Raw genomic sequence first — 11481 nt, 5'->3', positions numbered from 1 at the left:
GGCTTACAACCTCAGGTCCAGCATGGCGTCGGTGACATCGTCCTCGACGATGCTCTGGCGGATCTGCGCCAGATGCGCCTGTTCGCTCCACAGCTCGAGCTTGACGCCCATGCCGACCAGCACGGCGCGCTTTTCCAGGCCGGCGGCGTGCCGGTGGCTGGACGGCAGCAAGATGCGGGCGCTGCTGTCGGGCTCCAGGAAGGTGGCGGCGCCGACCAGCTTCAGCTGCAGACTGCGATAGACCTTCTTGGCGCTGGGCAGGGCGATGACCTGGTCACGCACTTTCTGCCATTCGGATTCAGGGTACAGCCAGAGGCAACCCGGCTCGTAGGGGTTGTAGGTCAGCACCAAGCGGTTGTTGCACGCGCCCGCGACCAGGTCGCGGAAGGCCGTGGGGATGGCCAAACGCCCTTTGTCGTCAATGCTGATTGCGGTTTCACCCTGGAACATATCCACCTTTTCCCACAAAAAACCAGAATTCCCCCTGATTGCCCACAGTAGACTTCCGAAATGTCAAAGTCAAGCACTTTTCCAATGGTTTTCATTTGGGGAATCAATGGCTTGCATCAACTTGAGAAAATACTTTAAGAAGCGATTCATACGCTTTGTTTACGTTGATTTTTAATTTTCGCGCTCGTTGTCAGCGATTTTTCCACGGAGTTATCCACAGGAACTTCCAGCCCCGCTTTTCCCGCTTGACGCGCAGCGAAATTCGCGTTTCCAGCGAAAAATCCCCTGTAAGGGATGACTTCCGGCCGATGCGCCGCCGGTCGGACATGGCACACTGGCGGCTCACTCGGGGAGAGAAGCGGAATGGAACAATTCGGTCGCAGCTGGGATTTGCTGAAAGCCTGCTTCGGGGTATTGCGCGACGACAAGGAGCTGCTGCTGTTTCCGGCGCTGTCGGGCTTGGTGTCGCTGGCGGTCATCGCCGTGTTCGCCGTGCCTCTGATGCTGGGCCGCCTGCTCGAACATGGCCTCGCGCCGTTCAACATGGCGCTCGTGTTCGGCTTTTACCTGTGCCAGGCGATGGTGATCCACTATTTCAACGCGGCCTTGGTCGGCGCCGCGCAGATCCGCCTGGATGGCGGTAATCCGACGCTGGGCGACGGCCTGCGCCTGGCCAACGCGCACGCGCTGCCGATTCTGGGCTTTGCCGCGATATCGGCCACCGCGGGCCTGTTGCTGCGCCGCGGCAAACGCCGCCGCCGCGGCCTGGAGAACGCGGTGACGGCCGCCGCCGGCATGGCCTGGCAAGTGGCCACGCTGTTGGTCATTCCGGTGCTGCTCAGCCGGAAAATCGGCCCGATCGACGCTATCGTGGAAAGCGGCAAGCTGCTGAAACGCACCTGGGGCGAGAACCTGATCGGCACCGTGGGCATCTGGGCCGGCTACAAGGCGGCGTTCAGCGCCCTGCTGTTGGCATCGGTGGCCGCGGTGTTCTTCGCGTTCCGCGCGTCGCCGGCGTTGGCGGTCGCGGTGGCCGGCCTGTGCGCCGCCGCCATGGTCTTGCTGGTGATCGTGAAATCGGCGGTATCAGCCGTTTACACCGCCGTGCTGTACCGCTATGCGATCAGCGGCGAAACCGCCGCCGGATTCGAGCAGGCGCGCATCGAACAGGCCTTGCGGAACCCGGCATAAGAAACCGGAAAGGGGCGGAGTTGGCCGATAAGCCGGGTTCTGTCGTGGACAACCATTCCTCTAGGCCTTGCGTCACCGCAAGGCTCAAGCAGCACACCCGGGTGCGGACCGAGCCAATCCATCGCACCCCTATTTGGCCTTGCTCCGAGTGGGGTTTACCGTGCCCTGCGGCGTTAGCCCCGCAGGCGGTGGGCTCTTACCCCACCGGTTCGCCCTTACCACGCGCCCTCGCGGGCCGTTCGGCGGTATGTTTTCTGTTGCACTGGCCGTCGGCTTGCGCCGCCCAGGCGTTACCTGGCACTCTGCTCTGTGGAGCCCGGACTTTCCTCGGCGCTTGCGCGACGCGGTTGTCTGGCCAACTCCGCCAAGGCCATTGTCGCACAGTCCGGCTGAACGCAACGGTTCCGTGCCGCGTCATCGGGTTCGCCGGCGCCCGCGCCGCAAGTCATACTGATGGTCCACTCGGAACCGCGAGAATCCCATGTCCATGAAATCGCACCTGATCGCCGCCGCCCTGCTCGCCTTCGGCACATCCGCCCTCGCGCAGGATGCCGTACCGGCACCTGCCGCTGCGCCCGCCGCCGAAGCACCGCTGAAATACTCGAACAAGTGGCGGATCAAATTCCGCGGCGAAGCCAAATCCGACGGCGTGCTGGTGTTCCGCATGACGCAGAAGGGCCGCGAACCGGTGCAGGTCAGCATTACGGTGAAAGACGGCACCAACGACGACAACATCGCCGACCTGGCCGAAGACGCCCTGCAGAAAGCCTTCCCGCGCGATTTCAACATCGAAGTGGACGATGGCGAGGACCTGCTGGTGAAGCTGGCGTTCTGGGAAGGGCGCTCCAGCCTGCAACTGGTCGGCAACGACGTACGCGGACTGAAGATCAGGATCGTGCGCGAATAAGCGCGCTCACTCGCCGCCGTACAACGCCTTGCGCGGCGCGCCGCTGAGTTCGGCCGCCAGTTTGGCTGCCTGCGACGGCTTCATCACCTCGGCCAGCTTGGCGTACAGCCGCCTGCCTTCGCGCAACGCGGCGTCCGCGTCCTCCGGCGCGCCGGCCACCACCAGCACGAACTCGCCCTTGCGCTGGTTCGGGTCGGCGCCGACGGATTCGGCGATCGACGCCAGCGTGCCGTCGAGCACGGTCTCGAACAGCTTGGTGATCTCGCGCGCCAGCACCGCCTCGCGCGCGTCGCCGAACGCGGCGCGCATGTCGGCCAGGCATTCCTCGATGCGGTGCGCGCTCTCGTAGAACACCAGCGTGCGCGGCTCGGCAGCCAGCGCCTGCAGGCGTTCGCGCCGCGCCGTAGACTTGTTCGGCAGGAAGCCTTCGAAGCAGAAACGGTCGGAGGCGATGCCGGCCACCGACAGCGCCGCGATGGCGGCGCACGGACCGGGCACCGGCGACACGGTGACACCGGCGGCGCGCAGGCCGCGCACCAGCCGGTAACCGGGATCGGAAATCAGCGGCGTGCCGGCGTCGCTCACCAACGCCAGGCTTTCGCCGGCCTGCAGATACGACAGCACCTGCGCCACGCGCGCGTCCTCGTTGTGTTCGTGCAGGGCCAGCAACGGCCGCTCCAGGCCGAGCGCGTTCAGCATCTGCCGGGTATGCCGGGTGTCTTCGGCGCAGATGCGGTCGGCGCCGGCCAGCACATCGCGCGCGCGCGGGCTCAAATCGCCCAGATTGCCGATGGGCGTGGCGACCACGTACAAAGCGCCCTTTTTCAGCTCGAACATTGGTAAAATCCGGACAGGAACCGCTTCCATCATAGCGTCAAGCACAAGGACTTTGGGTTATGCGTGCATTGCTTACCGTCGCCGCCGTCTGCCTGCTGGCCGCCTGCACCAGCGCGCCGAAGCGTGCGCCGGTGATCGAGGACAAACCGGCGGCGCCGCGCGACGCCTTGGCCGAAGCCCGTGCCCGCAACCAGCATTGGCTGGAGCCGACGCTGACCGGCGCCTTCCCCGCCGCCGTCGGCGACTACCGCGCGCCGCAACGCCTGGCCGTGCTGTTGCCGCAGAGCGGCAATCTGTCGGCCGCCGCCGCGGCCGTGCGCGACGGCCTGTTGGCCGCTTACTACGCCGAAACCCGCAACAAACCGATCATCCGCTTCTACGACACGCAAGGCACCGCCGCCGGCGCCGGCGCCGCGTTCGCGCGCGCGCGCAAGGACGGCGCGCAGATGGTCATCGGCCCGATCGGCAAGGACGAAGCGGCGGCCGTGGCCGCGCTCGCCGACGGCATCCCGGTGCTGGTGCTGAACAAGATCGACGGCCCGCGCAGCCGCTTCCTGCTCGACTTCTCGCTGACGCCCGAACGCGAAGGCGAACTGCTGGCCGAACGCCTGCTGGCCGACAGGATTCTGGAAGCCGCGGTGTTCGTGGAAGGCGACGATGCCGCGCAACGCAGCTTCAGCGCCTTCGAAGACGCCTACCGCCTCGGCGGCGGCCTCGTGGTGGCGAAGGCGCCGGTGCCGCACTTCGGCAAGGACGCCAACGGCGCCGCCGTCAATCCGGTGTTGCCGGATTCGCTGTCGCGCGCCAACGGCGTGCTGCTGCTGATGTCGGGCACCGCCGCCAAACCGACGCGGGCCGCGTTGGCGCTAAACGGCGCCGGCCAGCTGCCGCTGTACGCCGGCGGCGACATCACCGACAACGCCGACCCAATGAGCAACGCGCAGCTCGACGGCATCCGCTTCCCGCAATTGCCCTGGCTGGGCGGCCGCGGCAACGCGCTGAATCTGTCGGCCGCCTCGGTGGCCAAACTGCCGAGCGCCCGCGGCGCCGGTGCGCGCCTGAACGCCTTCGGCGCCGACGCCTGGCTGATCGCGACCCGACTGCATCTGTGGCTGAACAATCCGAACGGACCGATCAATGGCGCCACCGGCACGCTGCATCTGGAGCCGGACGGCGAAATCGAACGCCGCCTGCCGTGGGCGGTGTTCCGCGGCGGCGTGCCGCAGGCGGATGTCCGCTAGCCCAACTTTCCGGCAAGTCCGCGGCCGGATGGCGGAGGACGCCGCCCTGGCCTTCCTCACCGCGCGTGGCCTTACGCTGCTCGAACGCAACGCGCGTTTTTCGGTCGGCGAACTCGATCTGATCCTGCTGCACGGCGACACCCTGGTGTTCGCCGAAGTGCGGCAACGCAAATCCGAGGCCTTCGGCGGCGCCGCGCAGTCGATCGACGCGCGCAAACGCCGCAAATGCGCGCTGGCCGCGCAATGCTGGCTGAAGCGCAACCCGCGCTTTGCCGACGCCTCCTGCCGCTTCGATGCCGTACTGCTGACCGGCACCGAGGACGACTGGCGCATCGAATGGATCCAAGGCGCCTTCGTGTTCGAGGACGTATTCTGATGGATCGCCGTCTGATCGCCGCGTTCGAACGCGCGCTCGGCGCCGAGGCGGTGCTGACCGGCATCGACGACTGCCTGGCCTACGGCTACGACAACTCGAGCTACCGCGCCAATCCGGCCATGGTGCTGCTGCCCACCCGCATCGAGCAGGTGCAGGCCGCGGTGCGGCTGGCGCGCGAATACAAACTGCCGCTGACCGCACGCGGCCGCGGCACCAACACCACCGGCGCCAGCGTGCCGGTCGAGCGCGGCATCGTGATCGGCTTCGAGCGCATGGACGCCATCCTGGACATCGCGCCCGGCGACCGGACCGCCCGCGTGCAGCCCGGCGTGTTGAACGGCGACCTGCAGGCGGCCTTGGCGCCGCATGGCCTGTTCTGGCCGCCGGACCCGACCTCGGCGCCGTTCTGCAGCATCGGCGGCAACATCGCCTGCAACGCCGGCGGTCCGCGCGCGGTGAAATACGGCGCCACGCGCGACAACGTGCTGGCGCTGAAGGCGGTCACCGGCACCGGCGAGCTGGTCGAATTCGGCGCGCGCACCAGCAAGAACGCGGCCGGCTTCGATCTCTCGCGCCTGCTGATCGGCTCCGAAGGCGGCTTGGCGCTGGTGGTGGAAGCCACGCTGAAACTCAGCCCGAAACCTGCGGCGCGCGCCATGCTGCGCGCGCTGTACCGCGACATGGAATCCGCCGCCGAGGCGGTGGCGCGGCTGATGGCGCAACCCGATACGCCCTCGATGCTGGAGTTCATGGACGCCACCGCGCTGAGGCTGGCGCGCGAGGTCGGCGGCGCCGACATCCCCGACGCCGGCGCGTTGTTGATGATCGAAGGCGACGGCGATCCGGCGCAACTGCCGGAGCTGCTGCGCCGCCTCGCCGGTTTCGCTCAAGGCGATGGTTGCCTCGACATCACCATTCCCGGCAGCGAGGCCGAGCAGGCGCAGCTGATGGCGGCGCGCAAGGCGCTCTCGCCGGCGCTACGCAGCCTGGCCAGCGGCAAGATCAACGAAGACGTGGTGGTGCCCGTCTCCAAGGTGCCGGCGCTGGTGCGCTTCGTGGAAGCGCTAGCGTGCGAATCGGGCCTGACCATCGTCAGCTTCGGCCACATCGGCAACGGCAACGTGCACGTGAACGTGATGTACGACAAGGCCGACGCCGGCCAGACCGCCACGGCCGAAGCCTGCGCCGGGAAGCTGTTCGCCGAAGTGCTACGTTTGGGCGGAACGCTGTCCGGCGAACACGGCATCGGACTGGCCAAGCGGCCGTTCATGGCGCAGGCGTTCACGCCGGAGACGCTGACAATGATGCGCGGCATCAAACAGCTGTTCGACCCGGACGGCATCCTCAATCCGTGCAAGACCTTGCCGGAATGAAAAATCCCATATCTAATCGCACAAACCAAGCCCGGGGATAACCTCGATGCCGCTCACCGAATGCAGCGAATGCAAGAACAAGATCAGCTATCGCGCGAAAGCCTGCCCGCATTGCGGACATCCTCAGAAAATGGGCTGTTTCGCCGGCATGGCGCTCCTTGCGGCATTCATTTACCTGGGCGTCCAGGTCATGAAATTCTTTGACGCGTGACCGGCGGATGGAAGCCGCCGAAAACCATCACCGCAATACACAGGGGCAAGAAGCATGACGGAAAAAAACGCCAATGGTCAGATGAACAAAATCATCGAACGCGCCATACATACATCGGATGTGCGAATCGAGGGCGGGCTGACTTCGCCCAGAAGTTTATGGGGTGTTTCGCGTGAAAAATGCTTCCACCTCGCGCAAGTTTCGGTTTGGGAACTATCCTGTACGAATGCGTGAGCTGGAACAGGAATTCGGTGCTTGTGTGCTGATGTATCTGTTTCGAAATAGAGACGATGCCCAAAATTTAGCCTCGTTACTCAATCAGTCATGATTGGTGTATCAGGCAGTCCTTCGGACTGATTGATTACACGGACGTGAGCAAAATGCCCGAAACCCACGCCAATGCCACGCCTGAAGTAGCCGGCCTCAGCCAAGCCGAAGCCGCGCGGCGCTTGGCCGCCGATGGCCCGAACGTGCTGGAACAGGCCCGCCGGCGAACGCTGGCGCAGCGGCTCTGGGATCTGCTCAAGCAGCCGATGTTCGCGCTGCTGGTGGCGGCGGCGCTGTTGTACACCCTGCTCGGCGATCTGACCGAAGGCCTGACCCTGGCGGTGTTCGTGCTGGCGGTGATCGGCCTGACCTTCTATCAGGAAGGCCGCACCGAGAACGCCATCGAGGCCCTGCGCGAACTGACCGAAACCCATGCGCGCGTGCTGCGCGACGGCGCGGCCCGCGACATCCCGGCGCGCGAGGTGGTGACCGGCGATCTGCTGCTGTTGGCCGAAGGCGACCGCGTCGCCGCCGACGGCCGGGTGCTGGCGGCGCACGATTTGCAGGTGGACGAATCGCTGCTGACCGGCGAGTCCTTGCCGGTCAACAAGCGCGCCGATGCTTCGACGCCGGAAACCGACGATGCCGACGGACCCGGCGGCGATTACCGGCCCTGGGCCTACGCCGGCACCTTCGTGGTGCGCGGCCACGGCACGCTGCGCGTCACCGCCACCGGCTCGCGCAGCCAGGTCGGACGCATCGGCCGCTCGCTGGCGCAGCTCGGCGAACAGCGCACGCCGTTGCAGGCGCAGACCGCGCGCCTGGTGAAGGCGCTGGCCGGCTTGGCGCTGATCCTGTGCGCGTTGATGATCACCGTGCTCGGCGTGCGTTCCGGGCAGTGGCTGCCGGCGGTGCTGTCCGGCATCGCGCTGGCCATGGCCATCCTGCCGGAGGAGTACCCGGTGGTGCTGACCGTGTTCCCCGCGCTCGGCGCGCGCCGGCTGACCCGCGACGGCGTGCTGACGCGCCGGATCAACGCGCTGGAGACGCTGGGCGCCACCGGCGTGCTGTGCACCGACAAGACCGGCACGCTGACCGAAAACCGCATGCAGGTGACCGCATTGGTGACCGGTCCCGCGCAGGCGCCGCAAGTCCTGCATTGGCCCTTGGCCGACGGCGCGCCGTTGCCGGACGCCTTCCACGGCCTGATCGAACACGCCATCCTGGCCAGCGCGCCGCAGCCGTTCGACCCGATGGAGGCGGCGTTCCACCGCACCGGTCACGACTACCTGCGCGATACCGAACACCTGCACGGCGATTGGCGGCTGGCGCACAGCTACGCGCTGACGCCCGACCTGAAAGCCGTGACCCAAGCCTGGAAAGGCGAAGACGCGCAGCACGTGATTTCCAGCAAGGGCGCGCCGGAAGCGGTGATGGATCTCTGCCACCTGCCCGAGCCCGAACGGGCGGTCTGGCTACGCGAAGTGGAGGCCTTGGCCGCGCGCGGCCTGCGCGTGCTGGGCGTGGCGCATGGCCGGCATGCCGGCGACGGCTTTCCGCAATCGCCGCACGCGTTCGAGTTCGTCTGGGACGGCCTGATCGGGCTGAGCGATCCGCTGCGCGCCGGCGTACCGGCGGCGGTGGCCGAATGCCGTTCGGCCGGCATCCGGGTGATCCTGATCACCGGCGACTATCCGCTGACTGCGCGGGTGATTGCGGCCCAAGCCGGCCTGCCCGAGGGCGGGGTGCTGACCGGCGCCGAACTGGACGCGCTCGACGACGACGCCCTGCGCGAACGCCTGCGCACGGTGAACGTCTGCGCCCGCATCGCGCCCGAGCAGAAGCTGCGCATCGTGCGCGCGTTGCAGGCCGCCGGCGAGGTGGTGGCGATGACCGGCGACGGCGTCAACGACGCGCCGGCGCTGCGCGCCGCGCATGTGGGCGTGGCGATGGGCGCGCGCGGCACCGATGTGGCGCGCGAGGCCGCGGCGCTGGTGCTGACCGATGACGACTTCAGTTCGATCGTGCGCGGCATCCGCACCGGCCGCCGCATCTTCGCCAACCTGCGCAAGGCGATGGCCTACATCTTCGCCATCCACATCCCGATCGCCGGCGTGGCGTTGCTTCCGATGCTGCTGGGCCTGCCACCGCTGCTGCTGCCGCTGCACATCGCGTTGCTGGAGCTGATCATCGATCCGTCCTGCGCGGTGGCGTTCGAGCGCGAACCGGCCGAAGCCGGGGTGATGGCGCAGCCGCCGCGCGATACCCGGGCGCCGTTGTTCGGCGCCGCCGACATGCTCTCTGCCGCATTGCAGGGCCTGTGCGTGCTGGCCGGCCTGGCCGGCGTGTACGCCTGGGCGCGCTTCGGGCAAGCGCCCTTGAGCGAGGCGCAGACGCGCGCGCTGGTGTTCGTGGCCTTGGTGGTGTCGAACGCGGCGCTGATCCTGGCCAACCGCGCGCCGGCCGGCGGCTTCCTGGGCAGTCTGCGGGTGCCGAATCGGGCGGCCTATGCCATCATCTTGTTCGCGTTGGCGCTGGCGGCCTTGACCGTGCATTGGCCTTGGCTGCGCGCGGCGATGGATTTCGCGCCGCTGAGCGTAGCGCAACAGGCGGTGGCGGTGGCGGCCGGCATGGCCGTACTGGCGGCGGTGGTGCTGTTGCGCTGGCTGGGGAAAGCGCTGCGGGCGGCTTAAGCCAGGCCGGTGAAACGCCACACGGCTTGCACCAGCGCCAAGGCCATCAGGCCCGCCACCACATCATCGAACATCACGCCGAAGCCGCCGGAAAAGCGCCTGTCGGCCCAACCGACCGGACCGCGCTTGACGATGTCGAACAGGCGGAAGGCGGCGAACGCCAGTGCTGCGGCCGTCAGGCTTTTCGGCAACAGCAGCAAGGCGAGCCACTGCCCGATGAATTCATCCCAGACGATGTAGCCTGGGTCTTTCACGCCGGTGCGCGCGATCAGCCACTCGCTGGCCAGTATGCCGAGGCCGAAACCGGCCACGATCACCGCCAACTGCAACGGCAAGGACAAGTCCGCGAGCAACAGCCACCACAGCAGCACCGCCGCCAGCGAGCCGACCGTGCCCGGCGCGTTCGGCGACAGGCCGGAACCGAAGCCGAGCGCGAGCCAGGCATACGGGTGCTTCAGCAGGCGGAAGTCAGTGAACATGGGCTTCGAAATGCCGGTAGCCGGCATGTTCCAGCACCAGTTCGCCGCCGTCGGGCCGCAGGCAGCGCAGGCCGGGCTCGGCGGTGATGTGGCCGATGACCGAGGCGCTGACGCCGAGCTGCGCCATCGCCAGTTCGATGGCGAAGGCCTCCGAGGCCGGCGCGGTGAAGCACAGCTCGTAGTCGTCGCCGCCGGCCAGTTGCAGGCGCCAGCGCGCGTCGTCGTCGGGGAAGAAATCCAGCAGGCTGGACGACACCGGCAAGCGGCCGAGATCGAGCTCGGCACCGACGCCGCTGGCGGCAAGGATATGACCCAGATCCTGCGCCAGGCCATCGCTGACGTCGATGGCGGCATGCGCCAATCCGCGCAGCGCCAAACCGGCCTGCACGCGCGGCGTCGGCCGGTTCAGCCGGTGACGCAGTTTCATCGACTGCATCGGGCCGCCGAGCTGGCGCAGGGCGGCGGCGGCATCACCGGGACTGCCGGTGATCCAGATGTCGTCGCCCACGCGCGCGCCGCGACGGCGCAGGGCTTGTCCGGCCGGCACCAGGCCATGCACGGTGACGGTGATCGACAGCGGACCGCGGGTGGTGTCGCCGCCAATCAGCGCGATGTCGTGTTCCTTGGCCAATTCCAGCAGGCCGTCGGCGAAGCCGCGCAGCCAATCCCACTCCATCTCGGGCACGGTCAGCGCCAGGCTGAACCAGGCCGGTTCGGCGCCCATCGCGGCCAGATCGCTGAGATTGACGGCCAGCGCTTTGTAGCCGATGTCGGCGGCGGCGGTTTCCGGCGGAAAATGCACGCCGGCCACCAAGGTGTCGGTGCTGACCGCCAACTGCATGCCTTCCGGCACGTCGAGCAGGGCGCAGTCGTCGCCGATGCCCAGACCGACGTCGGGCCGGGCCGCGGATTCCCGCGCGCGTTCCCGGAGCCAGTCGATCCAGTCGAACTCGGCCATCAGCGGCGGGCGGCGAGCTCGGGCTGGCGCCAGATGCCGGCGGCCTGGTCGAGCACGCCGTTGACGTAGGTGTGGCCGTGGTCGGAGCCGAAGCGCTTGGCGGTCTCGATGGCCTCGTTCAGTATCACGCGGTACGGCACGTCCAGCCGGTCGCGTAGCTCGAAGGCGGCGATGCGCAGCACCGCGCGCTCGATGCCGTCGACCTGCTCCATCGGCCGGTCCAGGCAATCGGCCAAGGCGGCGTCGAGTTCGGCATGGCCCTTGACCACGCCGCGGACCAGTTCCTCGAAATACGGCAGGTCGGCCACATCCATGTCCTGCTCGTGCGCGAACTGCGCGATCAGCTGGTCCACCGGTGTGTGCGAGATCTGCCAGGCGTACACGGCCTGCAGGGCGCGGCGGCGGGAGCGCGAACGGGCGGCCGGGTCGATGCCGTCGGTGCGGGTGGGTTTCATGGCGGTCCGGAATGCGGGTGGACGGCCATTTTACCGCAGAGCG

The 11481-nt window shown here is 67.6% G+C and carries 12 protein-coding genes and 1 other RNA gene; 7 read left to right on the top strand and 6 right to left on the bottom strand.

Annotated elements, in window-relative coordinates; translation table 11 throughout:
• Nucleotides 1-3: 3 nt before the first annotated feature.
• On the bottom strand, nucleotides 4-450 hold the full coding sequence (gene mraZ / locus IEV56_RS04930) for a division/cell wall cluster transcriptional repressor MraZ (RefSeq protein WP_188448380.1): 447 nt from the start codon (nucleotides 448-450) through the stop codon (nucleotides 4-6).
• Between the two features lie 363 nt (nucleotides 451-813).
• Between mraZ and IEV56_RS04925 the strand changes: the two genes are divergently transcribed.
• A complete protein-coding gene (locus tag IEV56_RS04925) occupies nucleotides 814-1641 on the top strand; it encodes a DUF6159 family protein (RefSeq protein ID WP_188448378.1) in 828 nt (275 codons plus the stop codon).
• Nucleotides 1642-1653: 12 nt separating this feature from the next.
• Here IEV56_RS04925 and rnpB read toward each other — a convergent pair.
• Nucleotides 1654-2004: RNase P RNA component class A (gene rnpB / locus IEV56_RS04920), an RNA gene on the bottom strand.
• A 118-nt stretch (nucleotides 2005-2122) separates the two neighbouring features.
• Here rnpB and IEV56_RS04915 point away from each other — a divergent pair.
• A complete protein-coding gene (locus IEV56_RS04915) occupies nucleotides 2123-2548 on the top strand; it encodes a hypothetical protein (RefSeq protein WP_188448376.1) in 426 nt (141 codons plus the stop codon).
• Nucleotides 2549-2554: 6 nt separating this feature from the next.
• Here IEV56_RS04915 and rsmI read toward each other — a convergent pair whose 3' ends face one another.
• Nucleotides 2555-3385, bottom strand: a complete 831-nt coding sequence (rsmI, locus tag IEV56_RS04910; protein WP_188448374.1) for a 16S rRNA (cytidine(1402)-2'-O)-methyltransferase — start codon at nucleotides 3383-3385, stop codon at nucleotides 2555-2557.
• Between the two features lie 59 nt (nucleotides 3386-3444).
• On the opposite strand from rsmI, the gene IEV56_RS04905 reads away from it, so the two are divergent.
• The 5 genes from IEV56_RS04905 (at nucleotide 3445) to IEV56_RS04885 (ending at nucleotide 9546) form a co-directional block, all read left to right on the top strand.
• Nucleotides 3445-4626 carry a penicillin-binding protein activator gene (locus IEV56_RS04905; RefSeq protein WP_188448372.1) on the top strand — a complete coding sequence of 394 codons (1182 nt, stop codon included), beginning with the start codon at nucleotides 3445-3447 and terminating at the stop codon, nucleotides 4624-4626.
• 28 nt (nucleotides 4627-4654) lie between these two features.
• On the top strand, nucleotides 4655-5002 hold the full coding sequence (locus IEV56_RS04900) for a YraN family protein (protein ID WP_229730188.1): 348 nt from the start codon (nucleotides 4655-4657) through the stop codon (nucleotides 5000-5002).
• Nucleotides 5002-6375, top strand: coding sequence for an FAD-binding oxidoreductase (locus tag IEV56_RS04895; protein WP_188448368.1), 1374 nt, complete (start codon nucleotides 5002-5004; stop codon nucleotides 6373-6375). The genes IEV56_RS04900 and IEV56_RS04895 overlap by 1 nt, the downstream gene beginning before the upstream one ends.
• Nucleotides 6376-6421: 46 nt before the next feature.
• Entirely contained in the window at nucleotides 6422-6586 is a 165-nt protein-coding gene (locus IEV56_RS04890) for a zinc ribbon domain-containing protein (RefSeq protein WP_188448366.1), read from the top strand.
• Nucleotides 6587-6966: 380 nt separating this feature from the next.
• Complete coding sequence (locus IEV56_RS04885) at nucleotides 6967-9546, top strand: cation-translocating P-type ATPase (protein ID WP_188448364.1); 2580 nt, start codon at nucleotides 6967-6969, stop codon at nucleotides 9544-9546.
• Here the strand turns inward: IEV56_RS04885 and IEV56_RS04880 are convergent.
• Genes IEV56_RS04880 through nusB form a run of 3 tightly spaced genes read right to left on the bottom strand, consistent with a single transcriptional unit; the run spans nucleotide 9543 to nucleotide 11438 of the window.
• On the bottom strand, nucleotides 9543-10025 hold the full coding sequence (locus tag IEV56_RS04880) for a phosphatidylglycerophosphatase A family protein (RefSeq protein ID WP_188448362.1): 483 nt from the start codon (nucleotides 10023-10025) through the stop codon (nucleotides 9543-9545). The genes IEV56_RS04885 and IEV56_RS04880 overlap by 4 nt on opposite strands.
• Nucleotides 10015-10983 (bottom strand): thiamine-phosphate kinase, encoded by a 969-nt coding sequence (gene thiL, locus IEV56_RS04875; protein WP_188448360.1) that lies wholly within the window; start codon nucleotides 10981-10983, stop codon nucleotides 10015-10017. The genes IEV56_RS04880 and thiL overlap by 11 nt, the downstream gene beginning before the upstream one ends.
• Nucleotides 10983-11438, bottom strand: coding sequence for a transcription antitermination factor NusB (nusB, locus tag IEV56_RS04870; protein ID WP_188448358.1), 456 nt, complete (start codon nucleotides 11436-11438; stop codon nucleotides 10983-10985). Before nusB ends, thiL begins: the two co-directional genes overlap by 1 nt.
• Between the last annotated feature and the right edge of the window lie 43 nt (nucleotides 11439-11481).

Source organism: Arenimonas maotaiensis, assembly GCF_014638745.1.
Classification (GTDB): Bacteria; Pseudomonadota; Gammaproteobacteria; order Xanthomonadales; family Xanthomonadaceae; genus Arenimonas; species Arenimonas maotaiensis.
The sequence above is the reverse complement of the archived record's forward strand: the minus strand, read 5'-3'. Positions and strand labels throughout refer to the sequence as shown.

What these genes read in the sequence shown, in the direction of transcription:
- mraZ (WP_188448380.1), bottom strand. Translation starts at nt 450, where the DNA reads ATGTTCCAGGGTGAAACCGCAATCAGCATTGACGACAAAGGGCGTTTG.
- IEV56_RS04925 (WP_188448378.1), top strand. Translation starts at nt 814, where the DNA reads ATGGAACAATTCGGTCGCAGCTGGGATTTGCTGAAAGCCTGCTTCGGG.
- IEV56_RS04915 (WP_188448376.1), top strand. Translation starts at nt 2,123, where the DNA reads ATGTCCATGAAATCGCACCTGATCGCCGCCGCCCTGCTCGCCTTCGGC.
- rsmI (WP_188448374.1), bottom strand. Translation starts at nt 3,385, where the DNA reads ATGTTCGAGCTGAAAAAGGGCGCTTTGTACGTGGTCGCCACGCCCATC.
- IEV56_RS04905 (WP_188448372.1), top strand. Translation starts at nt 3,445, where the DNA reads ATGCGTGCATTGCTTACCGTCGCCGCCGTCTGCCTGCTGGCCGCCTGC.
- IEV56_RS04900 (WP_229730188.1), top strand. Translation starts at nt 4,655, where the DNA reads ATGGCGGAGGACGCCGCCCTGGCCTTCCTCACCGCGCGTGGCCTTACG.
- IEV56_RS04895 (WP_188448368.1), top strand. Translation starts at nt 5,002, where the DNA reads ATGGATCGCCGTCTGATCGCCGCGTTCGAACGCGCGCTCGGCGCCGAG.
- IEV56_RS04890 (WP_188448366.1), top strand. Translation starts at nt 6,422, where the DNA reads ATGCCGCTCACCGAATGCAGCGAATGCAAGAACAAGATCAGCTATCGC.
- IEV56_RS04885 (WP_188448364.1), top strand. Translation starts at nt 6,967, where the DNA reads ATGCCCGAAACCCACGCCAATGCCACGCCTGAAGTAGCCGGCCTCAGC.
- IEV56_RS04880 (WP_188448362.1), bottom strand. Translation starts at nt 10,025, where the DNA reads ATGTTCACTGACTTCCGCCTGCTGAAGCACCCGTATGCCTGGCTCGCG.
- thiL (WP_188448360.1), bottom strand. Translation starts at nt 10,983, where the DNA reads ATGGCCGAGTTCGACTGGATCGACTGGCTCCGGGAACGCGCGCGGGAA.
- nusB (WP_188448358.1), bottom strand. Translation starts at nt 11,438, where the DNA reads ATGAAACCCACCCGCACCGACGGCATCGACCCGGCCGCCCGTTCGCGC.